Here is a 21,485-nt window from a genome sequence, read left to right as displayed (position 1 = left end):
GGAGGCGGAGCCGGCCCGGGGGGTGAGGCGGTGCCCGAAGCGGGGCGGACGCGCGTCGTGGTGGCCGGCGGCGGCTACGCCGGCCTGAGCGCCTTCGGCGAGCTGGCGGACCGGGGTCCGCGCCTCGAGCTCCTCCTGGTCAGCGCCACGCCCTACCATTACTTCGTCACGGAGTTCCCGGCGCTGGTGGCCGGCGGGGTCGAGGAGGAGGGCGTCCGCGTGTCCCTGCGGCGCTTCGTCGCCGCGCGGGGGCGGCTGGTCGTCGGGAGCGTCGACCGGGTGGAGCCCGGCCCACGCCGGCTCGTTCTCGCGGGCGGGGAGTCTCTCCCGTACGACTACCTCATCCTGGCCGTGGGGGGTGAAGCGGAGTTCTTCCGCATCCCGGGCGCCCGGGAGCACGGTCTCGAGGTCGGGAACCCGGCGGCCGCCCGGCAGCTGGCGGCCCGCGTCGCCGGGCTGGTGGAGGGCGGCGGGCCCCGGCGGGTGGTGATCGCCGGGGGTGGCCTCACCGGGGTGGAGGTGGCCGGCGAGCTGGCCGAGCGGTACCCGGACCGGCTGCAGATCACCGTCGTCGAGGCCGCCCCGGCCCTCATGCCCGGCTTCGACCCGATCCTCGCCCGGGAGGCGCAGCGGGTGCTGGAGGAGAAGGGCGTACGCGTCCGGACCGGGACGAAGATCGTCTCCGTCGACCCGGCGCACGTGCACGTGGAGCAAGGCCCCGCCCTCCCGTACGACCTCCTCGTCTGGGCGGGCGGGGTACGCGGAAGCCCCGTGCTGGCCCGATCGGGCCTGCCCGTCACCCCCCGGGGTCGCGTGAAGGTCGACCCGCTCCTGCGCGCCGAGGGGTTCCCCGAGATCTACGTGGCGGGCGACGCTGCATCGTTCACCGACCCGGCCACGGGGCAGGAGTTGCCCCCCTCCGCCCAGCTGGCCGTCCAGATGGGGCGCCACGCTGCCCGCAACCTGCTCCGGCGCCTGGCAGGCCGGGACGAGGTGCCGTTCCAGCCCCGCCTGCTTGGGGCCTTCGCCACCCTCGGCGGCCGGGAGGCGGTGGGTTACGTGGGCGCCGGGCGCTTCACCGGCCTGCCGGCGGTCGTGATCAAGCGGCTCATCGAGGCCCACCACGCGGTCGAGACCGGGGGCCTCATCCCGGTGCTCGCCCGATACGCCCGGCCGTGGGCGCGGCGGCTGGCGCTGCGCACGCTGCGGCCCCGGCCTGGCCTGCGGCCGGGGGGGCTGGAGGTGGCGGCCGGGGAGAACGGGCGGATTGCGCCGTCACCGGGCGAGGTCTCGCCCGCCTGACGCGCCGCGCGCCGGCCGCCACGGGGGCGGCCGGCGCGCGGATCGCCCGCCGGGCACTACTTCTTCTCGCTCAGTTCCTTCTTCTCCTCGCTCTTCTCCGAGGAGTGGCCGGGGAACACCGCCGACCCGGGGTCGATGAACGCCTTGGCGTTGTTCACGGCCGTGGCGACCTCCCCGAAGCCGGTGGCGATCAACCGGATCTTGCCGGGGTACCACGCGATGTCACCGGCGGCGTACACGCCCGGGATGTTCGTCTCTCCCTTGGAGTTGACCACGATCTGGTTGCCCTTCATCTCGAGGCCCCAGTCCTTGATCGCCCCGAGGGAGGCCTTGAAGCCCGTGCCGATCACCACGGCGTCGACCGGGATGGTGGTCTCCTCCTTGGTGCGGTTGTCGAAGATCGTGGCCTCCCGCACCCAGCCGTCGCCGGAGAGGGACTTGAGCTCGTAGAACAGCTTGACCTCGACGGAGGACTCGGCCAGCTTCTTCACGCTGGCGTCGTGGGCCCGGAAGCCGTCCCGGCGGTGGATCAGGGTGACGTGCCGGGCGATGGGCTCGAGCATGAGGGCGTAGTCCACGGCGGAGTCGCCGCCGCCGATGACCAGGACCTGCTTGCCCTGGAACCAGGCCAGCTCGGGGATGTTGTACCAGACGCCCTTGCCCTCGAAGCGCTGCGCGTCCTCGTTCGGCAGGCGGTTGGGCTCGAACCCGCCGATGCCGGCGGTGATGATGACGGCCCGGCTCCGGTGCGTGCCCTTGTCGGTGGTGAGGGTGAAGGTCCCGTCCGCCTCCCTGGTGAGGCCGATCACGCGCTCGCCCAGGCACACCGTGCAGTCGGGGTTGGCCGTGAACGCCTGCTTCTTCAGGTTCTCGACCAGGTCCCTGGCCAGCACCTCCGGGAAGCCGCCCACGTCATAGATGTACTTTTCGGGGTACAGAGCCGTGAGCTGGCCGCCCAGTTCCGGCAGGCTCTCGATCACCTTCGTGCGCGCGTGCCGCATCCCGGCGTAGAAGATGCCGAACAGGCCCGTCGGCCCGCCGCCGATGAACGTGATGTCGTAGAGGTCTGCGCTGTGCTCCGACATGGGTCTTGGCTTACCTCCCGCTCGATCAGGTCGAGGCCCCCGACCCAGGGGTCCCGCTCGTGCCCCTTCCCCGACACGGAAAGACTATAACACAACTTTGCGAGCAGGGCATAGGTGCGCCGGCCGGAGCGCAGCGGCGGACGCCGCAGCGACCGCCCGAAACACGGAGCGGAACGCCGTTCTGCGATGCGGCACCGGCAGACCCGTCGCTCGCCTATCAACAATTCGTATGACCCGGGACTCGCCCGGCGACGGGGGCGGCGCCGGGCACCCCCGCGGCGGCCGGGAGCAGGAGTGTGCGGTTCGCGCGCGGAACCAAGCGACGGGAGTCCAGCCGCGCGAGAGGGGGTCCGGACCCGTGCGCTGGCAGCCCGTCGCGGCCGTGGCGGCAGGGGCGCTCGTCGTGCTGGGCGGCCTGTACGCCCGCCGCCCCGCTCAGCCGGCCTCCCCGCCGGCCTCGCTTCCGCCCGCGGTCCGCATCGCCACCGCCACCCCCGCCGGCGTGTACTACCCGCTCGGCCAGGCGATGGCCCGGGTGCTGGAACAGCGGCTCGGCCGGAGGTTCGTGGCGCTGGCCACCGCGGGAACCCCCGAGAACGTCGACCTGCTGGCGCGGGGCGAAGCGGAGATCGCCTTCGGCCAGAGCGGCATCGTCTACTACGCGGTGAACGCCGCGGGACCGCTGAGCGGCCGCCCGCGGCAGACGGCCGTGCGGGGGCTCACCTACCTCTACCCGAACGTGATCCACGTCCTCGCCAGGGAAGGGAGTGGGGTGACCCGGGTCGCCGACATGGCTGGCCGCCCCCTGGCGCCCGGCCCCCGGGACAGCGCCACCGAGATCAATGCCCGGGAGTTGCTCGAGGTCTACGGGCTGCGTTACGGCGAAGGCGGCAACACCGAGGCGCTCTACCTGGGCTACGGGGAGAGCGTCGAGGCCCTGGCCCGGGGGAAGGCAGACGCGGCGGTCATCGCCGGGGGCGTGCCCACCCCCGCGGTGGTGGACGCGCTGTCCTCCGGCGTCGCGCGGCTGATCGGGCTGGAGGAGGACCGGGTCCGGGCGCTCATCGCCCGGCACCCGTGGTACGCGCCCTACACGATCCCGGCGGGCACCTACCCCGGTCAGTCGGAGCCCGTCCGCACCGTCGCCGTGTCGAACATCCTCATCTGCCGGGCCGACCTGCCGGACGACCTGACCTACGACGTGGTCCGGACCCTGTACGCCGAGTCGGACGAACTGGCCCGGGCGCACCCGGCCGGCCGGCTCCAGCTCACGGCTGCCCTGCGCGGCATCACCGGGGTGGTCCCGCTCCACCCGGGCGCCGCGCGGTTCTTCCGGGAAGCGGGGATCCTGCAGTGACGGCCGGCGGGGCCGCCCTCCCGAGGGCCGCCACCGGCCTCGGGCGGATGGGCCTGGAGCGGAAGGTCACCTTCCTCGTGCTGGCCCTCCTCCTGGGGCTCCTCGTGCTCACGGTGAGCACGCTCTGGTACCGGGCGGCCGAGGCCCTGGAGCGGCAGATCGGAACGCGGGCGCTCGACATCGCCCGCACCGTGGCCGCCATGCCGGGCATCGCCGATAGCCTATACACCCGCGACCCCATCCCGGTGGTGGCTCCGCTGGCCGAGCGCGTGCGTCGCCTCGTCGGGGCCGACTTCGTGGTGGTGCTCGACCAGAGCGGCACCCGGCTGTCGCACCCGGTTCCGGAGTGGGTGGGCAAGGCGACCGCCAGTCTCGACTACGGCCCGGCCCTGTACGAGGGGGCCGCGTACTACACGCGGATCCGGGAAGCGAACGAGACCGCGCTGGCCGGCATCGCCCCGATCTACGGGCGGGACGGCGAGATCCTCGGGCTCGTCTCCGTGGGATTCCGGGTGCAGGACGTGCGCCTCCTCACCTTGCGGTTCGGCCGCGAGGCGGCCTTCATCGCCGCCGCGGCGCTCATCTTGGGCTCGCTGGGCGCTGCCCGGCTGGCGCGGGGGATCAAGCGGGAGATCTTCGGTCTGGAGCCGCCGCAGATCGCCCGGATCGTCGAGGAGCGAGACGCCGTGCTGGCCGCCATCCGCGAGGGGATCCTGGCCATCGACGCGGAGGGGCGCATCACGGTGTGCAACCGGGAGGCGCAGCGCCTGATGGACCTGGAGGAGAGCCCGGTCGGCCGGCACGTCGGCGAGATCCTGCCGGGCTGCCGCATGCTCCGGGTGCTCGAGACCGGGGAGCCGGAGTACGACCAGGAGATGCTCCTGGGGGACGCCGAGGTGGTGGCCAACCAGGTCCCCATCCACATCGGCGGCCGCATCGCCGGCGTGGTGGCCAGCTTCCGCGACCGGAGCGAGATCCGACGCATCGCCAGGGAGCTCACGGACATCCGCAGGTACAGCGAGGCGCTGCGGGCGCAGACGCACGAGTTCACCAACCGCCTGCACACGATCGCCGGACTCATCCAGCTCGGGGCGGCCGACGAGGCGCTGGAGTTCATCATGCGGACCGAGGAGCAGCACCAGCGGCTCCTGGACCACCTGGCGCGGGCGGTGCCGGACACCACGGTGGCCGCCCTGATCCTGGGCAAGTACAACCGGGCGGCCGAGCTGGGCGTGCGCCTGGAGCTGGACCCGGCGAGCCGGCTCACCCGGGCGCCGGAGCGCTTCGGGCGGAGCCTCCTCGTCACGGTCCTCGGCAACCTGATCGAGAACGCCGTGGAGGCGGTCCAGAACCTCCCCGAGGAGCGGCGCTGGGTCCGGGTCCGCCTGGACGACACGGGCCCGGACGCCGTCCTCGAAGTGTCCGACGGCGGCCCCGGGGTGCCGCCGGCGCTGCGGGAGGCTATCTTCGCCGAGGGGTTCAGCACCCGGTCCGAGTCGCCGGGGCACCGCGGCCTGGGGCTCGCCCTGGTGCGGCGCCGGGTGAGTCAGGTGGGCGGGGACGTGACGGTCTGCGAGTCGGAGGGGGGCGGCGCCCGCTTCGTGGTGCGCCTGCCTTGCGGGGACGGAGAGGGGGGCCGGCGCGATGATCCGGGTGCTCGTCGTGGACGATGACTTCATGGTCGCTCAGATCCACGCCCGCCACGTGGGCCGCGTGGAAGGCTTCCAGGTGGTCGGCACGGCCCGCTCCGGGCGGGAGGCCCTCGACCAGGTGGAGGCCCTCAAGCCCGATCTCGTGATCCTCGACCTGTACCTTCCCGACATCAGCGGCCAGGAGGTCCTGCGCCGCATCCGGGCCCTCGGCCTGGGCACGGACGTGATCGTGATCTCCGCGGCCCGGGAGGCGGCGGAGGTGCAGCAGGCGGTGCGCGCGGGCGTCGTTGACTACCTCCTCAAGCCCTTCCGGATGGAGCGGCTCCACGAGGCGCTGCAGCGCTACCGCAGCTACCGGAGCGAGATGCCCCGGGAAGGGGAGGTGGAGCAGGCGGCGATCGACCGGCTCTACGCGCTGGTGGGGCGGCGTGAGGGGATGTCGTCCCTTCCCAAGGGCATCGACCCGCTCACCCTCGAGCGGATCGAGGCGGCTCTGCGGGCGGCCGGCGAGGCGGTCGGGGTCGAGACCGTTGCGGCAGCGGCCGGGGTGAGCCGGAGCACGGCCCAGCGCTACCTCCGGTACCTGGCCGGCGCCGGCCGGGTGGAGGTGAGCCCGGTGTACGGCACGGTCGGGCGGCCGGAGCGGTCCTACCGGTGGATCGGGCCGAAAGCGTGATCCCTCTTTCGGTGGGCCCGACGCCGGCCTTCGTGATCTTTATGAGCAAAACGCACAAAACGCACAGGACAAGCGTGTAAAGATGCAAAACAGGTTTACGTTCGCGGTTGTGTAATTTGGACACGAAAGAAGAACCAAGGGCGCACGCCTCCGGCCGCCCCGGCGGGTTCGCCCGCCGGGCGGTGGGGGACTGCCCGGGAGGGGGTTCCTGGGGTGAAACGCGCACGGTTGGTCGTACCATTCGTCCTCGCGCTCTCGGTCCTCGTGTCTGCCTGCGGACAGAAACCGGCCGCCCCGGCTTCGGGAGGACAGGGCGGCACGGGCGGTAGCGCCCCGGCGGCGAGCTCGAGCGGGGCGGCGCCGGCGCAGGGCGGCCAGCAGGCGTCCAGCGGGGCGGTCAAGCGAATCTCGATCGCCACCGGCGGCACCAGCGGCGTCTACTACGTTTACGGCGGCGGTCTGGCGCAGGTTCTCTCCAAGCACGTGCCGGGCGTCGAGGCCACGGCAGAGGTGACGTCGGCCTCCGTCGAGAACCTGAACCTTCTCGCCCAGAAGTCTGCGGACGTGGCGTTCACCCTGGGCGACTCGGCCTACGACGCGGTGAAGGGGAAGGGCAAGTTCAAGGAGCCCCTGCCCATCCAGGCGCTTGCGGTACTCTACGCCAACTACACCCACATCGTGGTGAAAGCGGACAGCGGCATCAACTCGGTGAAGGACCTGGCGGGCAAGCGCGTCTCCACGGGGTCGCCCAACAGCGGCACCGAGGTCATCGCCGAGCGGGTCCTGAAGGCCTACGGCATCGACCCGCAGAGCGGGATCAAGCGGGAGCGGCTTGGCGTGGGCGAGTCGGCGGACGCCCTGAAGGACGGCAAGATCGACGCCTTCTTCTGGTCGGGCGGGCTTCCCACGGCCGGCGTGCTCGAGCTGGCCTCCACTCCGGGCGTGAAGATCAAGCTCCTGCCGACGGACGACATCATCGACGCGCTGGTCAAGGAGTACGGGCCGCTCTACACGCCGGTGCCCGTGCCGCCCGGCGTGTACCCCGGCGTCGATCAGGAAGTGATCGTGGCCGGCGTGCCGAACCTGCTGGTCGTGCACCGGGACATGCCGGAGGATCTGGCCTACAACATCCTGAAGGCCATGTTCGACAACAAGGCGGAACTCGAGGCAGTCCACCCCGAGGCGAAGAAGCTCACGCTCCAGACCGCGACGAAGGGGTCGCCCGTCGAGTTCCACCCCGGTGCCATGAAGTTCTACAAGGAGAAGGGTGTCTAGCCGGACGGTGAGCCGGCGTCCCCGGACCGGGCGTCGGGTCGGTGTGCGGCCCGGCGCCCTCCTTCTCCTGTTCGTGCTGCTCGCCGCCCTCCTGCCGGTGCCGGTGCTGGAGGTGGGCAGCCCCGGCCGCGGGGCCCCCCTTCGCCGTCCGGTGTACCCCGGCTATCGCTTCGCACTCCGCTACGAGCACTCGCTCTTCGATGTACCCGTGACCGAGGCGTTCGAGGTCGACCTGTGGGGCCGGCTCGTGCTCTACGAGGTGGTCGCTCCGGACGAGCGCATCGCCGGCTACTACGACATCCCGGGTGCGCGCGCCGAGGTCGTGCCGGGCCGCACCCGGCTGTACGGGTTCCGGTTCCCGTACCGCCGCCTCACCGTGGCGGCTACGCCGGTGGGCCGTCGGACGTACGAGGACCGGACGTGCCGGCTGCCGCTCAGCGCCGTCGCCGGCGCGTGGGGGCCGGCCACGCTCAGGGTTCGCCTCGTACCCTTCGGGCTGTCGCTGTACTGGTTGGGGAGGGGGACTGCGGATTGCGCGACCAGAAGCGCGGAGTGACCGCCGCGGATCCGGATCTCCAGGAGACCGGCGCGGTCCTGGACGAGGCGCGCGTCCAGGAGATCATCGAGGAGTACGAGGGCGCCACGCGCAAGTTCGAGGGTCCGATGCGCTGGGTGATCCGCATCGCGGCGATCCTCATGAGCCTGTGGGGCCTGTACTCCGCTGCCGGCACGGTGCCGGCCCAGCTCCTGCGGGCCGTGCACGTGGGATTCCTGTTCTTCCTCGCGTTCCTCCTGTACCCGCCCTCGAAGCGGCTGCGGCGGCTCACGGTCCTGGACTGGGTGCTGGCCCTGGCAGGCGTCGCCGCCATGGCCTACATCGTGGTGGACTTCGACGAGTTCGTCTACCGCTCCGTGACGCCCAACACCCTGGACCTGGTGCTGGGCATCGTGACGATCGTCCTGGTCCTGGAGGCCGGCCGGCGGACGACGGGGCCCATCCTGCCCATCCTCGCCATCCTGGCGCTGGTGTACGCCTTCGCCGGCCCCTACCTGCCGGCGCCCTGGACCCATCGCGGGTACCCGCTCACCCGGCTGGTCGGCCTGCAGTACATGACCCTCGAGGGCATCTTCGGGGTACCGATCGGGGTTTCCGCCACGTTCATCATCCTGTTCACCCTGTACGGTGCGATCCTCGACATGAGCGGCGCCGGCAGCTTCTTCGTCGACTTCTCGTTCGCCGCCATGGGCCGGCGCCGGAGCGGTGCGGGGCGGACGGTCACGCTCGCCTCGTTCCTCCTCGGCGGTCCGTCCGGCAGCGGGGTGGCCACCACGGTCACCCTGGGGTCCATCACCTACCCGATCCTCCGCAAGGCCGGCTACGACCGGGAGTCGGCCGGGGCGATCCTGTCCGCCGGCGGCATCGGGGCCGTGCTGTCGCCGCCGGTGATGGGTGCGGCCTCGTTCCTGATCGCCGAGCTCACGCGGGTCTCCTACCTCGAAGTGATCAAGTGGTCGCTCCTGCCCACGCTCCTCTACTACCTGTCGATCCTGCTGATGATCGAGCTGGACACGGTCAAGCTCGGGACGCGCGAGGTCCCCATGGAGACGAAGCCCCTGGGGCAGCTCGTGCGCACCTACTGGTTCCACTTCACCAGCCTCGTCGTCATCGTGATCTTCCTGGCGCTGGGCTTCTCGGCCATGTGGGCGGTGCTGTGGAGCATGCTGGTGGCGGTGCTGGTCAGCTACCTGCGCCGTGACACGGCCCTCACGCCGAAGAAGCTCCTCGCCGCCCTGGAGCAGGGCGCGCTCTCGGTCCTGGGCGTGGCCGCCACCACGGCGACGGCAGGCATCCTGATCGGCGTCGTCAACCTCACCGGCCTGGGGCTCAAGTTCTCCAGCATCATCATCGACCTGGCCGGGGGGAACCTGTTCCTGACCCTGCTGTACACGGCCATCGTGCTGCTGATCCTCGGGCTGGCGCTCCCGATCACGGCCTCGTACATCGTGGCGGCGGTGATCACCGCCCCGGCGCTCATCCGGCTCGGGGTGCCGGAACCGGCGGCCCACATGTTCATCTTCTACTATGCGCTGCTGTCCGAGGTCTCGCCGCCCACGGCCCTCTCGTGCTTCGCGGTGTCCGCCATCACCGGCGGGAACCCGTACAAGACGATGTGGAAGACGTGGAAGTACGCCCTGCCGGCGTTCATCGTGCCCTTCATGTTCACCCTGCGGCCGGAGGGCGTGAGCCTGCTGCTCATCGGCTCGTGGCCGCAGGTGCTGTTGGGCGTGGCGACGTCCGTGGTGGGCATCACCGCCCTCGTGGCCGGCGCCGGCGGGTGGCTCCTCGGTCACGCCTCGTGGCTGCAGCGTGTTATGCTTGTGGCGGCAGGGCTCCTGCTCATCTACCCGACCCCGGTCGGGGACGTCGTCGGGTTCAGCCTGTTCGCCGCCGCGCTGGTGTGGCAGTACCTGGGGCTGCGGTCCCGCGCCGGAGGGCAGCAGCAGGCGTCGGCCTGAGCTTCGGGGGGATCCGGATGGTGGGGCCGCTCGCCGGCAGGGCGGCGCTGGTGACAGGGGCGTCGCGCGGGATCGGCAGGGCGATCGCCCTCTCGCTGGCCCGTGCCGGCGCGGCCGTGTGCGTCAACTATAGCCACGATGTGGCCGGGGCCCAGACGACCGTCGAGGCGATCCGGCGACTTGGCGCCGGCGCGCAGCGCACCGGGGACGTGCCCCCCGCCTTCGCCTCTCAGGCGGACGTGGCCGACCCCCGCGAGGCCCGGCGGCTCGTCGAGGCGGCGGCCCGGACCTTCGGCCGGCTGGACGTCCTGGTTCACAACGCCGGGGTCGCCCTGGAGAAGCTCATCCTGGACACCACGCCGGCGGAGTGGGACCGGCTGTGGGCCGTCCACCTGGGGGGCGCCGTGGCCTGCGTGCGGGCGGCCCTGCCCTACTTGCGGGCGTCAGGCGCCGGCCGGATCATCCTCATCTCGTCGATCTGGGGCCTCACCGGCGCCGCCGGTGAGGCCGCTTACGCGGCCGCCAAGGCGGCGCTCGCCGGCTACGCCCGGGGCCTGGCGCGCGAGCTGGCCCCGGCGGGCATCACGGTGAACGCCGTCGCCCCCGGAGCCATCGAGACGGAGATGCTCGCCGACCTCACCCCCGCGGACCGGGAGGACCTCGTTCGCCGGATCCCCCTCGGCCGCATCGGCCGGCCGGAGGACGTCGCGGAGGCGGTCCTGTTCCTCGCCTCCGACGGCGCCTCGTACATCACCGGGCAGGTGGTCAGCGTGAACGGCGGCTGGGCCATGTGACGGGGACGTAGCGCCGCCACCGCCTCGTGCCCACGGGCTGCAGCAGGCCCTTGTCGACGAGTCCGCGCAGGTGGAGGTAGGCGGCGGCCCGTGAGAGACCGAAGGCGCTCTGCACGTCGCCGGCGGTGACCCCGCCGCGCGCCAGGGCCAGGTGCAAGATCTCCTGCTGCCGCGGGGTGAGGCGGGCCGCCACGTCGGGGGGAATCGCCCCCACCCCGCCGGGCCCCGGGCCGATGAGGGTCACCTGGAAATCGCGACCCTTCTCCTCGAATCGGGGAGGGGGAAGGCCCCAAGCGGCCATCGCCTCTTTCATGATCCGCGTGCCGCGCCCCCATTCCTCGATCAGGCCCATGTCCTTCAGTGTTCGGGCGATGACCCGGTTTCGCACCTCGGAAGCCCCGGTTCCCAGTTCTTCAACCGAGATCCCGGTCGGCAGGAGGCCCGGGCTGGTGATCTCGATGCAGTCGTCGAAGATGGCGAGCCGGATGTCCTGACCGGATATGGAGTAGTCCCTGTGTACGACCGCGTTGACCACGGCTTCGCGAACGGCATCGAGGGGGTATTCGTACCGGTCCACCCGCCGCACCCCTTCGATCCGGCCGCTGAGCCGGATGTTCCGCCGTACGAACTTGAGTGCCTGGTCGACCTGTTCCCAGAGGGGACCCGTGATCTCCTGCTGGTCGATGAACTCGTCGGTCGTGGTCCCCTTGAACCGGGCGCACCGGATGCGGGCGTTCGGGAGGAACCGATCCGGCTGGGTCGTGAAGAGGAGGATCCCCGCCACCGTGGGGTAGACGCGGCCTTGCTCGCTCACGGTGGCCCGGAGCTTGCGTAGAAGTTCGGGCGTCACGTCCTCCGGTGGAGTGCCACGGTGCTGGTGGCGCGATCGGAGGTACTCCTTGATCAGCCCCGTGTCGAGGTCGTCCGGGGTAGCGTCGTAGACCGGCGTCTCGTCGAACCCGATGTTGCGGCTCTCCCGCTCCAGTTGGCGGATCGTCTCCCGGTCGGCGAGCCGGCTCGTCGAACCCACTCGGATGTACGTGGACTCGGACGGCGGCCTTCCCTTGAGGTGATAGGGTTTCTCCGGGCCGGGGTAGACGTGGATGACCAAGAGAAGATGTCCTTCGCACCACTCCGTGCGGACCACCGGGACGATGAGCGGTTCGCACCGGTCGTAAGCGACGCTGGTCACCCACTCCTCGAGCGAGGGAACGTCGTCGCTCGGGATGCCCACGGGCTCCCGTGTCCGATCGTCCACTCCGACGATGATGCGCCCACCCCGCCCGTTGGCGAATGCGATCAGGGTGCGGGCCAGGGCGAGCGGGTCGTCCAACTGGCGCTTGAACTCCACGAATGGACCCTCGAGCGCCTTCAGTTCCTGACGTTCCATGTGGACACTTCCCGTGTAACGCTCTACTATGCATTATACCCTAGCGATAACCTAGCGATAAAGCCTATCGACCGATGATCGCGCGCGGATACGATCGGTCGGAGGCGGTCCCCCATCACACGGCAGGATGCATGGTGCCGGGCATGGAAGCTATGACAGATCGTGGCACGGGAGGGGTCGGCTGTGCACGCGCGCGTGATCCAGGCCTTGCAGTCCATCGTGGGCCCGCAGTACGTGCTGACCGAGCCGCAGGACCTGGTCTGCTACTCCTTCGACGCGACGTGGCACACGGGGCGCCCGGACGTGGTGGTGCTGCCGGCGGAGACCCGGCAGGTCCAGGAGATCGTGCGGCTGGCGGCGGCCGAGCGCATCCCGGTCACCCCGCGGGGCGCCGGCACCGGGCTGGCGGGCGGGGCGGTCCCCGTCCGGGGCGGGATCCTGCTCAGCCTCACCCGGATGCGGCGCATCGTGGACATCGACACCCGGAACCTCCTCGCCGTGGTCGAGCCGGGGGTCGTGACCGCCGAACTGCAGCGGCAGGTCGCCCGGGAGGGCCTGTTCTACCCGCCGGACCCGGCGTCGGCGAAGGTCTCCACGATCGGCGGCAACATCGCCACGGGGGCCGGCGGCCCCCGGTGCTTCAAGTACGGCGTGACCCGGGACTACGTGCTGGGCCTCGAGGTCGTCCTGGCCTCCGGCGAGGTGCTCCGGACCGGCGGCAAGACGGTCAAGAACGTGACGGGCTACGACCTGACGCGCCTTCTGGTGGGTTCCGAGGGGACGCTCGGGGTCATCACCGGGGCGACGCTCCGCCTCATTCCCCAGCCCGAGACGCAGCGGACCCTCCTCGGGGTGTTCCCCCGGCTGGCGGACGCCAGCGCTGCCGTGGGGGACATCGTGGCGAAGGGGATCGTGCCCACGACCCTCGAGCTCGTCGACCAGACCGCCCTCCGGGTTGTCGAAGACTACCTCCAGGCCGGGCTGCCGGTAGAAGCGGAGGCCGTCCTCATCATCGAGGTCGACGGCTTCGCCGAGGCCGTCGACCGCCAGGCCCGCCGGGTGGCCGAGCTGTGCGAGGCTCACGGGGCGAGCGCGGTGCGGGTGGCCGCCGATGCCGCCCAGGCGGCCGAGCTCTGGCAGGCCCGCCGCGCGATCAACCCCTCCCTCACCCGCATCCGGCCGATCAAGGTGGGGGAGGACGTGACCGTTCCGCCCGGCGAGATCCCGGCCTTCATCCGGCGCTTCCAGTACCTGCGCGAGCGCTACCGCGACCTGCCGATGGTCGTCTACGGCCACGCCGGGGATGGGAACCTGCACCCGAACGTCGTGATGGATCCCCGCCGGCCCGAGGAGAGGGCCCGCGTCGAGGCCTGGCTGGCGGACCTGGCCCGGGTGGCGCTCGACCTCGGTGGCACCCTCACCGGCGAGCACGGGATCGGTCTCCTGAAGGCGCCGTTCCTCGAGTGGGAGGTCGGCCCCGTCGGCATGGAGGTCATGCGGGCCGTGAAGCGGGCCCTGGACCCGCTGAACATCCTCAACCCGGGCAAGATGGCGCTCGACGGACCCCAGGCCACGGAGGCGGCGCCGGCGGCCGAGCCCGGGCCGGCCCCGACGGGGGGTGGGACCCGTGGCTGAGCCGGAGAGGGAGGTCGCCCTCCAGCCCGCCCCCCCTGCCGATCCCGGCGGGGCCGCGGCGGCCGGGCGCGGCGCCGGCGCGGCCGCGGGCCCCCTCGCGGTGCTCCTGGCGGCCGAGTACGACGAGGCGCTTCGCTGCGTGAAGTGCGGCTTCTGCCTGGAGGCGTGCCCGACCTACCGGCAGACCGGCCTGGAGCCCGCCTCGCCGCGGGGCCGCCTGGCGCTCGTGCGGGCGCTGGTCGAGGGCACCCTTGGCCCGGACGCCGTGGCCGGCCCGCTCGACCTCTGCCTCGGCTGCCGGGCGTGCGAGACGGCGTGCCCCTCGGGGATCCGCTACGGGCGGGTCCTCGAGGGGGCGCGGTCGGCCATCGCCCCGTCCCTGGCGCGGCGGCGTTCCCGCCTCGGCCGCCTGCTCCAGCGCCTGGCCCTCCGGCACCTGCTCCCGCACCGTGGCCGGCTGCGGGCGGCAGTGCGGCTGGCCTCGGCCGCACGCCCGCTCCTGCGCCGTGCGACCGGGCTGGTGCCGGCTCACCTGCGGGAGCTGGGCCTTTCCATGCCCCCGGCGCCCGACCGGCGCCTGTGGGCGGAGTGGGAGCGGCTCCTCCGGCCGTTACCGGACGGGTCGGGCTGGGTGGTCCCGGCGCAGGGCAGGCGCCGGCACCGCGTGGCCTTCTTTCCGGGCTGCATCCAGGACGCCCTCTACCTGGAGGTCAACCTCGCCACGGTGCGCGTGCTGAGCCGCACGGGCTGCGAGGTGGTGATCCCCGCGGCGGCGACGTGCTGCGGGGCCCTCCACGCCCACAGCGGCGACCGGGAAGCCGCACGTCGCCTGGCCCGGCAGAACGTCGAGGCGTTCGGGCGGCTGGGTCCCGTGGACGCGATCGTGAACGCCGCCGGCGGCTGCGGGGCACACCTGAAGGAGTACGGGCACCTCCTGCCGGACGACCCCGCCGCGGCAGCCTTCGCCGCCCGGGTCCGGGACCTGAGCGAGTGGCTGGCCGAGCACGGCCTCGGCGACGCCACGCTCCGGCCGCTGCCCCTCACCGTCACTTACCAGGACTCGTGCCACCTGGCCCACGGGCAGGGGGTGCGGGCGCAGCCCCGTCAGCTTCTGCGGGCGATCCCGGGTCTGCGCTTCGTGGAGATGGAGGAGGCCGACCGCTGCTGCGGCAGCGCGGGGATCTACAACCTTCTGCAGCCCGCCATGGCCGGCGCGGTCCTGGACGAGAAGATGAGCCACGCGGCGGCCACCGGGGCCCGGGTCATCGTCGTGGCGAACCCGGGGTGCCACCTGCAGATGGCCCACGGCGTGCGCACGCACGGCCTCGGCGCCGAGGTGGAGGTCCTGCACCTGGCGCAGGTCCTGGACCGCGCGCTGACGGACACGCCACGGGAGTGAACCCCGTGGCGTTCGTGGTGGCTCAGCCGTCCTGACGGGGAGTGCCCGCGCTCGCCTGGCGCCTGGCCTCCTCCAGGAGCTGCTTCATGTGCTCGTACGTGTCCGGGAACCGGGCTTCATAGCGCAGATAGTGCGGGATGGGGTAGCGTACCCCGCCGCGGTGGGTTCCCTCGAGGCCCTCCAGCAGCTCGGGCACCCGGCTCCAGGGGATGGTGAAGGCCATCTCGTGGTCCTGCGTCTGGCCAAAGACCCGGTCGCCGTAGCAGGGCAGGATGAACTGCGGCTCGCCCGTGCGCCACGTCTTCACCACGATGTCCGCGCAGTCCGCCCGCCCCGCGGTGGCGCTGGTGAGGGCGCCCCCGCGCTTCCACAGGGCCGCGGTGACCAGCCGCATGACCTGGGCCGAGTTGCCGTAGACGAGCACGGTCTCCGGCTCGAAGTTCGCTCGCGCGAGCGGAGCGGCGACCACCACCCCGGCCTCCTCCGCGGCGAATCGGGGCACCTCCTCTTCGGTGAGCTTGCCCTGGCCGCAGGTCTCCACGTACATGCCGGCGGCGAGGTTGCCCTCCGTGTAGTACGGGATGGCCGGGGCGAAGCCGAAGGCCACCAGGGCGATCGGGCAGGAGAGGTCCTCCTCGCCCATGGCGATCGACCAGCCGTAGCGCCGGGCCATCGAGATGCCCTGGCAGATGCTGATCCGGATCCCCATGTCCTGCAGCGGCCTCCGGACCTTGGGTGGGAGCGGCTCACCGCCGCGCAGGACCCGGATGGCCACCGGGAAGGTCTCGGGGCGGACGTGGCGGTCGATGGCCTCGGCCACCGCCCTCGGGTCGAGCGCCTCGGTCTGCGGCATGGTCCATGCCTCCCCGCCGGAGTCTTCTAGCGTGGGAATTCGCCGGCGCGGGGTGGTTCCCTGTCGGGTCGTACGCTTGCTACGTGCGGGCGGCCGCCCCGGCGGCGAGCCGCCACACGGGGACGAGTGTCCGGCAGGTTTCCTCCGCCAGCTGCAGGAACCCCGCCCCGCCCAGCCGGACGGCCTCTTCCCGGTCGACGTTGAGGCCGGCCAGGCCGCTCGCGTCGCGGCGGTGCCGGAGCGTCTGCGCCAGCGCCTCGAAGTCGGCGCCGGTCATGTCGCCGTGGCGCTTGCCCTCGCCCGGGTCGGCGTCGTCGAACCACCGGTAGTGGGCCGGGAGAGCCCGCCGGACCTCCGGCAGCGCGGCGATGAGGGCGTCGGCGAAGGCGGGACGGGTGTCCGCCTCGTAGATGAGCCCGGCCCGGATGAAGACGTGGGTGGCGCACAGGCCGACCTCGAAGTGCGGGTGCGCCTTGTAGCCGCGGGGATTCGTGCCGAGCGCCACCCAGGTGTGGTCCGGTGGGTTCACGGTGCGCCGGGCGTGGCGGGCCACATGGATGACGAACGGGACCCCGGTCGCTTCGGTGAGCGTCGGGGCGAGCGCCTGGCCGATGGCCTCCAGCTTGGGCCGGAGCCGCTCCTTGATGGCCGCCATCCGGGGCCCGAGGCCGGGAATCGCGAACACCTCGAAATCATCGGGCTCGAAGCCTGAGAAGGCCAACATTTTGTGTCACCTCGTTGCTATTGTACCATCCGGAAAGAAGAAAACCCCGGGCCCAGCCCGGGGTGCCGATCGCTGCAAGCCCTCACTCGCCTTCCCTGGCCTCGACCTCCGCCGGCGCATCCCCGGCTGCCTCGCTGTCCTTGCGGCCGCGCCGGACACGCCGCGGGCGGTAGGCCTCCAGACTGCGCACCGAGATCACCAGGAAGCGGCTGCCCGCGCCCGCCGGGCGGGCGACCAGATCGCCCCGCCGGACCGCGTTGTGAATCGCCGGCACGCTGACGCCCTTCATGCGGGCGGCCTCGGCGACCGACACCCACCGGTCCTCCGTCGGGTCCCGGTGGACGTCCGCGCCGCCCTGAGGCCGGGTCCAGCCCTGCCGGACGCCCAGCCGCTCCTCCAGATCGCTCAGCACCTTGTAGAGCGGGTGCTCGGTGACCTCCTTCGTGATCGCCCCGGTCTCGCGGAGGAGGGGATTCTCCCGTCCCCGCACCAGGTTGATGAAGTCGGGCCAGCTGATCTCCTGCCGGTAGGCCTCGAGGCAACGGACGAAGAACTGGCGCTGTTCCGGCGTGAGGTTGCCCAGGTCGATAACGGCCCCCGTGAGGGTCGTATAGGTATCAACCATTCTTGCGCCTCCCTTCGTTAAGAGTATAAACCTGCGGTTTCACGAAGGTCAAGATTCATTTCACGCCAGCGGGGAAAAACGCGAAAGTCGCAACCGGGGCGGGTTTTCCGGATTGCTCCGTTGCCTCGTGTCGGAGTCGCTTCCCGAAACCGCAGGTGTTTCCTTTTCCGACGCCGGAGGTGTACAATAGCCCCGACCAGTGGCTGCGGAGGGATGTCCGTTGGCGCCGGTGATCGAGGCGCTCCTGCCTCGCGATCTCTACGACATCTACGAGAAGGTGCAGGCCGGCGAGCGGCTGAGCGGGGCGGACGGCGTCCGGATCCTCACCCATCCGAACCTGGCAGCGATCGGGATGCTGGCGGACCTCGCCCGCCACGTGCGGGTCGGGGACCACGTCTACTACAACAACGCCGGTTACATAAATTACTCCAACGTCTGCGTCCTGCACAATGTATGCAAGTTCTGCGCCTTCGGCAAGACCCGTGACGACCCCGACGCCTATACGTTCCAGATCGAGGAGATGGTAACCAAGGCCCGGGCCTGGGCGAGCGCCGGCATCACCGAGATTCACATGGTCGGCGGATTGCACCCCGACCTTCCGTTCGAGTACTACACGGGCTTCCTGAGCGCCATCAAGCGGGCGCTTCCCCACGTGCACCTGAAAGCCTTCACGGCGGTGGAGATCGACTTCTTCGCCCGCAAGTTCAAGCTCTCGCTCGACGAAGTGCTCGACCGCCTGCAGGCCGCCGGCCACGGGTCGATCACCGGCGGCGGGGCGGAGCAGATGCACCCCGAGGTGCACGACGTCATCTGCAAGGGCAAGATGAGCGCCGAGCGCTACCTCGAGGTGCACCGCCTGGCGCACCGGCGGGGGATCCGGTCGAACGCCACGATGCTGTACGGGACGGTCGAGGAGCCCCGGCACGTCGTCTACCACCTGGAGCGCCTGCGGGAGCTGCAGGATGAGACCGGCGGCTTCCAGTGCTTCGTTCCGCTGGCCTTCCACCCGACGAACACGGAGCTTGCCCACCTTCCCGGCCCGACAGGGTGGTACGACCTGCGCATCATGGCCACCTCCCGCCTGCTGCTGGACAACTTCCGGTACATCAAGGCGTACTGGGTGATGATGTCGCCCCGGATGGCCCAGGTGTCGCTCCGCTGGGGCGCGAACGACGTCGACGGTACCATCCGGGAGGAGCGGATCTACCATCTCGCGGGTTCGACGTCGCCGCTGGAGCAGAGCGAGCGCGAGCTGGTCGACCTCATCCGCGGCGCCGGGCTCATCCCGGCGGAGCGGGACCCGTACTACCGGATCCTGAAGATCCCCGCCTGATGGGGATCGACTGCTGACGGGGGTATCGCACGTGCCGGCGGTGACGTACGGATCGGCCCGTGTCGCGGCGGTTCTCCGCGACCTGCTCGAAGGGCGCCGCCCCGACGAGGCCGGCGCCCTGCTCCTCGCCGGGGAAGCCGAGGTGCCGCTCTTGGCCCTGGCGGCCGGCGAGATGGCCCGGCGGCGGGGCGCACAGGTCGGGTACGCTCCGGACGTGACGATCGCCTACACGGGCACCTGCGACGCCGGCTGCCCCATGTGCGGGGAGGGGCCGGCGCCCGGCGCGGCGGGGGCGTACCGGCTCCGGCCGGAGGAGGCGGCCGCGCGGGCCGCCGAGGCCGCCGCGCGGGGAGCCGTGCAGGCCGTGCTGCAGGGGGGCCACCCGAGGGACCTCTCCTGGAACGACCTCATGGCGATCGTCCGGGCCGTCCGGGCGGCGGCGCCCGGGATGCGCCTGGTGGCCCTCTCGGCCACGGACCTGATCCTGTGGGCCGAAAGGGAAGGGAGGCCGGCAGCGGAGCTGGCGGCCGGACTGCGCGCGGCCGGGGCGGACGTCCTCCCCGCGGCGGCACTCGACGCCGTGCAGGGGATGCGCGGGCAGGAGGCCCGGCGCCTCCTGAGCGGGCCGTGGCCCGAGTGGGAGGAGGCGGCCCTGGCGGCGGCCCGGACGGGGCTGCGCCTGGTGGCCACGCTGCCGGTCGGGGCGGGGGAGTCGCCCCGGGACCAGGCCCTGTACTTGCTGCGGCTGCGGGCGCTGCAGGACCGCCTCCTCGCCGCGGGGTCCGCCGGGTTCACTGCGGTGGCGGTGCTCCCGGCCTCGGCCCGGACCCCGGCGTACGGGTACCTGCGAGCCGTCGCCCTGGCCCGCCTCCTGGCCGATAACGTTCCGCACGTCCAGACGTCGGTGCTCGTCCTGGGGGCCAAGGTCGCCCAGGTGGCGCTGGGCGGCGGCGCGGACGACCTGGGCGGCACCCACCTCGAGGTGGAGCGGCTCGAGCTGGCGGCCGGGCGCGAGGGGCCCTTCACCCCGGAGGAAGCGGAGCGCCTCATTCGCGACGCCGGCGGCGAGCCGGTGGTGCGCCGGCTGGGCGAACTTTGAGGCGGGCGCCGGTGCCAGAAATGCGATGCGTATGTTAGAATGGGCGCAGACGTCTGAGAGGAGGTGCAGGGAGCGTGGTCATCACCCTGACGGAGCGGGCTTCCGGCCGGCTGCGCGAGATCATCGCCGAGAAGGGCGAGCTGCTCGCGGTGCGGATCGCGGTGACCCGGAGCGGCTGCTGCGGCTACGCGTACCACATGAGCCTCGACCGGAGCCCCCGTCCCGGTGACGAGGTCGTGGAGCAGGGCGGGATGCGCCTCCTGGTGGACGCCGAGAGCGCCGAGTTGCTCGACGGGGCGGAGATCGACTTCGTCGAGCATCCCCAGGGCAGCGGCTTCGCCATCCACAACCCCAACGTGCGCTCCAGTTGCGGTTGCGGGGGCCACGGCCACCACTGAGCCGCGGCTACCCGGGCCCGCCCGGACGGACAGGCGTCTCCCCCGCCGTTCCGGCGGGGGTTTTCGCGTCGTTCGCGGCTTTCGAGAGGGCCTGCCGGACCGCCGGCTCTGTCTCGGTGGCCAGCGCCTGCTCCAGGATCTCCCGCACCTCCGGGGCCAGGTCCGGCAGGGCGGCGGCCAGCCGGCCCAGGGCCCAGGCCGCGTGTGCCCTCACGACCGGCGAAGGGTTTCCCAGCGCTTCCGCCAGCAGGGGCACCGCCCGGGGGTCCCGGCTGTTGCCGAGCGCGACGGCCGCGTTGCGCTGCAGCACCGTCTTCCCGCGCCAGCCGGCCGCCGTGCGGGCGTACGTGGACCGGAAGGTGGCCGGGGAGAGGCGGATCAGCTCGGCCAGGAGGGGTCCGTCGTCGCCGCCGACCTGCGGGAGGGCGGACAGTTCCGGGTGATCGCCGGCCCGCACGGAGGGGCGCCGGTTGTACGGGCAGACGTCCTGGCAGACGTCACAGCCGAAGATCATGTTGCCGAGGGGCTCCCGGAGGTCCTCGGGCAGGGAGCCCTTCATCTGGGTGACGTAGGACAGGCAGCGGCGCGGGTCGACCACCCCGTCCTCGATGATCGCCCCGGTGGGGCAGGCGTCCACGCAGCGGGTGCAGTTCCCGCACGTGCCGTGCCAGGGCGGGTCGGGCTCGAGCTGGACGTCGGTGAGGAGCCCGCCGAGGAAGAGCCAGGTGCCGTACACGGGGCTGATGAGAAGGCCGCTGCGGCCGTAGAAGCCGAGTCCGGCCCGCTCGGCGACCGCCCGGTCGATGGGTGGCTCCGTGTCGGCGAAGGCGTAGGTGCGCGCCCCGGGCACCCGCGCGGCGAGCCAGGCAGCCAGGAGCCGCAGGCGCTCCCGCAGGTACACGTGGTAGTCGGGTCCCCGGCAGTAGCGGGACAGAAAGCCACGCGGGCCGTCCGCGCCGGACTCCCCGTCCCTGGCTCCGGGCACGTGTGCCCGAGAAAGGTAGCTCACCCCGACGGCGACGATCGAGCGGGCGCCGGGAAGAAGGCGCTGCGGGTCGGTGCGGAGCTCGACGTCCGGTTCCTCGAAGGTCGTACGGAGCCCCCGGGCCTGCCGGTCGAGGAGGACGTCGCGCTCGGGCGCGAAGGGCCCGGCCGCCGCGATGCCGACGGCGTCCAGACCGATGGACCGGGCGTACGCCTTCAGCTCGTCCTCCAGCCGCACCGCCACAAGCCTCCTGCGATCCAGTGTAGCACCGCAGGGTCACCTCGGGGTTCGCCGGACGTGGCGCGACCCGGCCGGTGCGACCGGCGTGCGCGCGCTGGCGTTCCTGCCGGCGGCACCGGTTCTGCCTGGTCCCGGTCCGGCCGGTC

19 protein-coding genes are annotated in these 21,485 nt (G+C 72.1%); 13 read left to right on the top strand and 6 right to left on the bottom strand.

All coding sequences use genetic code 11. From position 1 onward, the window contains the following. Positions 1–30 precede the first annotated feature (30 nt). Entirely contained in the window at positions 31–1,302 is a 1,272-nt protein-coding gene (locus caldi_RS10100) for an NAD(P)/FAD-dependent oxidoreductase (RefSeq protein ID WP_264841642.1), read from the top strand. Positions 1,303–1,358: 56 nt separating this feature from the next. Here caldi_RS10100 and caldi_RS10095 read toward each other — a convergent pair whose 3' ends face one another. Continuing rightward, entirely contained in the window at positions 1,359–2,387 is a 1,029-nt protein-coding gene (locus tag caldi_RS10095) for an NAD(P)/FAD-dependent oxidoreductase (protein WP_264841641.1), read from the bottom strand. A gap of 358 nt (positions 2,388–2,745) precedes the next feature. Here caldi_RS10095 and caldi_RS10090 point away from each other — a divergent pair, with 358 nt between their 5' ends. The 7 genes from caldi_RS10090 to ymfI all read left to right on the top strand — a co-directional run bounded on the left by caldi_RS10090 (position 2,746) and on the right by ymfI (position 10,658). Then, complete coding sequence (locus caldi_RS10090; protein WP_264841640.1) at positions 2,746–3,744, top strand: TAXI family TRAP transporter solute-binding subunit; 999 nt, start codon at positions 2,746–2,748, stop codon at positions 3,742–3,744. After that, positions 3,741–5,417 (top strand): ATP-binding protein, encoded by a 1,677-nt coding sequence (locus caldi_RS10085; RefSeq protein WP_264841639.1) that lies wholly within the window; start codon positions 3,741–3,743, stop codon positions 5,415–5,417. The genes caldi_RS10090 and caldi_RS10085 overlap by 4 nt, the downstream gene beginning before the upstream one ends. Beyond that, positions 5,389–6,072 (top strand): response regulator, encoded by a 684-nt coding sequence (locus caldi_RS10080; RefSeq protein WP_264841638.1) that lies wholly within the window; start codon positions 5,389–5,391, stop codon positions 6,070–6,072. Before caldi_RS10085 ends, caldi_RS10080 begins: the two co-directional genes overlap by 29 nt. Positions 6,073–6,285: 213 nt before the next feature. Next, a complete protein-coding gene (locus caldi_RS10075) occupies positions 6,286–7,347 on the top strand; it encodes a TAXI family TRAP transporter solute-binding subunit (RefSeq protein ID WP_264841637.1) in 1,062 nt (353 codons plus the stop codon). Beyond that, positions 7,340–7,903 carry a hypothetical protein gene (locus caldi_RS10070; RefSeq protein WP_264841636.1) on the top strand — a complete coding sequence of 188 codons (564 nt, stop codon included), beginning with the start codon at positions 7,340–7,342 and terminating at the stop codon, positions 7,901–7,903. The genes caldi_RS10075 and caldi_RS10070 overlap by 8 nt, the downstream gene beginning before the upstream one ends. After that, positions 7,879–9,864, top strand: a complete 1,986-nt coding sequence (locus tag caldi_RS10065; RefSeq protein ID WP_264841635.1) for a TRAP transporter permease — start codon at positions 7,879–7,881, stop codon at positions 9,862–9,864. Before caldi_RS10070 ends, caldi_RS10065 begins: the two co-directional genes overlap by 25 nt. Positions 9,865–9,881: 17 nt before the next feature. Beyond that, on the top strand, positions 9,882–10,658 hold the full coding sequence (ymfI, locus tag caldi_RS10060; RefSeq protein ID WP_264841634.1) for an elongation factor P 5-aminopentanone reductase: 777 nt from the start codon (positions 9,882–9,884) through the stop codon (positions 10,656–10,658). On the opposite strand, the gene caldi_RS10055 is transcribed toward ymfI, so the two are convergent. Further along, on the bottom strand, positions 10,630–12,048 hold the full coding sequence (locus caldi_RS10055) for an AlbA family DNA-binding domain-containing protein (protein WP_264841633.1): 1,419 nt from the start codon (positions 12,046–12,048) through the stop codon (positions 10,630–10,632). The two genes, ymfI and caldi_RS10055, sit on opposite strands and share 29 nt — an antisense overlap. Positions 12,049–12,231: 183 nt before the next feature. Between caldi_RS10055 and caldi_RS10050 the strand changes: the two genes are divergently transcribed. Together caldi_RS10050 and caldi_RS10045 are read left to right on the top strand one after the other, a co-directional pair. After that, positions 12,232–13,683, top strand: a complete 1,452-nt coding sequence (locus caldi_RS10050; RefSeq protein ID WP_264841632.1) for an FAD-binding oxidoreductase — start codon at positions 12,232–12,234, stop codon at positions 13,681–13,683. Beyond that, entirely contained in the window at positions 13,676–15,082 is a 1,407-nt protein-coding gene (locus tag caldi_RS10045) for a (Fe-S)-binding protein (protein ID WP_264841631.1), read from the top strand. The genes caldi_RS10050 and caldi_RS10045 overlap by 8 nt, the downstream gene beginning before the upstream one ends. A 22-nt stretch (positions 15,083–15,104) precedes the next feature. Here caldi_RS10045 and caldi_RS10040 read toward each other — a convergent pair whose 3' ends face one another. The 3 genes from caldi_RS10040 to caldi_RS10030 all read right to left on the bottom strand — a co-directional run bounded on the left by caldi_RS10040 (position 15,105) and on the right by caldi_RS10030 (position 17,284). After that, entirely contained in the window at positions 15,105–15,935 is an 831-nt protein-coding gene (locus caldi_RS10040) for a DUF169 domain-containing protein (RefSeq protein WP_264841630.1), read from the bottom strand. Positions 15,936–16,014: 79 nt separating this feature from the next. Then, positions 16,015–16,659 (bottom strand): DUF1054 domain-containing protein, encoded by a 645-nt coding sequence (locus caldi_RS10035; protein ID WP_264841629.1) that lies wholly within the window; start codon positions 16,657–16,659, stop codon positions 16,015–16,017. 82 nt (positions 16,660–16,741) lie between these two features. Continuing rightward, positions 16,742–17,284, bottom strand: a complete 543-nt coding sequence (locus tag caldi_RS10030) for a helix-turn-helix domain-containing protein (protein ID WP_264841628.1) — start codon at positions 17,282–17,284, stop codon at positions 16,742–16,744. 229 nt (positions 17,285–17,513) lie between these two features. Between caldi_RS10030 and mqnE the strand changes: the two genes are divergently transcribed. The 3 genes from mqnE (at position 17,514) to caldi_RS10015 (ending at position 20,114) form a co-directional block, all read left to right on the top strand. Next, positions 17,514–18,617, top strand: coding sequence for an aminofutalosine synthase MqnE (gene mqnE / locus caldi_RS10025; RefSeq protein WP_264844780.1), 1,104 nt, complete (start codon positions 17,514–17,516; stop codon positions 18,615–18,617). A 31-nt stretch (positions 18,618–18,648) separates the two neighbouring features. Continuing rightward, positions 18,649–19,716 carry a hypothetical protein gene (locus caldi_RS10020; RefSeq protein WP_264841627.1) on the top strand — a complete coding sequence of 356 codons (1,068 nt, stop codon included), beginning with the start codon at positions 18,649–18,651 and terminating at the stop codon, positions 19,714–19,716. 74 nt (positions 19,717–19,790) lie between these two features. Then, on the top strand, positions 19,791–20,114 hold the full coding sequence (locus caldi_RS10015) for a HesB/IscA family protein (protein ID WP_264841626.1): 324 nt from the start codon (positions 19,791–19,793) through the stop codon (positions 20,112–20,114). 7 nt (positions 20,115–20,121) lie between these two features. Here caldi_RS10015 and queG read toward each other — a convergent pair whose 3' ends face one another. Further along, positions 20,122–21,336 carry a tRNA epoxyqueuosine(34) reductase QueG gene (gene queG, locus caldi_RS10010; protein ID WP_264841625.1) on the bottom strand — a complete coding sequence of 405 codons (1,215 nt, stop codon included), beginning with the start codon at positions 21,334–21,336 and terminating at the stop codon, positions 20,122–20,124. Between the last annotated feature and the right edge of the window lie 149 nt (positions 21,337–21,485).

It is taken from the genome of Caldinitratiruptor microaerophilus (assembly GCF_025999835.1).
Taxonomy (GTDB): Bacteria; Bacillota; Sulfobacillia; order Symbiobacteriales; family ZC4RG38; genus Caldinitratiruptor; species Caldinitratiruptor microaerophilus.
The sequence above is the reverse complement of the archived record's forward strand: the minus strand, read 5'-3'. Positions and strand labels throughout refer to the sequence as shown.

Coding starts and splice junctions, on each gene's coding strand:
- caldi_RS10095 (WP_264841641.1), bottom strand. CDS start 2,387: ATGTCGGAGCACAGCGCAGACCTCTACGACATCACGTTCATCGGCGGC.
- caldi_RS10080 (WP_264841638.1), top strand. CDS start 5,389: ATGATCCGGGTGCTCGTCGTGGACGATGACTTCATGGTCGCTCAGATC.
- ymfI (WP_264841634.1), top strand. CDS start 9,882: ATGGTGGGGCCGCTCGCCGGCAGGGCGGCGCTGGTGACAGGGGCGTCG.
- caldi_RS10055 (WP_264841633.1), bottom strand. CDS start 12,048: ATGGAACGTCAGGAACTGAAGGCGCTCGAGGGTCCATTCGTGGAGTTC.
- caldi_RS10040 (WP_264841630.1), bottom strand. CDS start 15,935: ATGCCGCAGACCGAGGCGCTCGACCCGAGGGCGGTGGCCGAGGCCATC.
- caldi_RS10035 (WP_264841629.1), bottom strand. CDS start 16,659: ATGTTGGCCTTCTCAGGCTTCGAGCCCGATGATTTCGAGGTGTTCGCG.
- caldi_RS10030 (WP_264841628.1), bottom strand. CDS start 17,284: ATGGTTGATACCTATACGACCCTCACGGGGGCCGTTATCGACCTGGGC.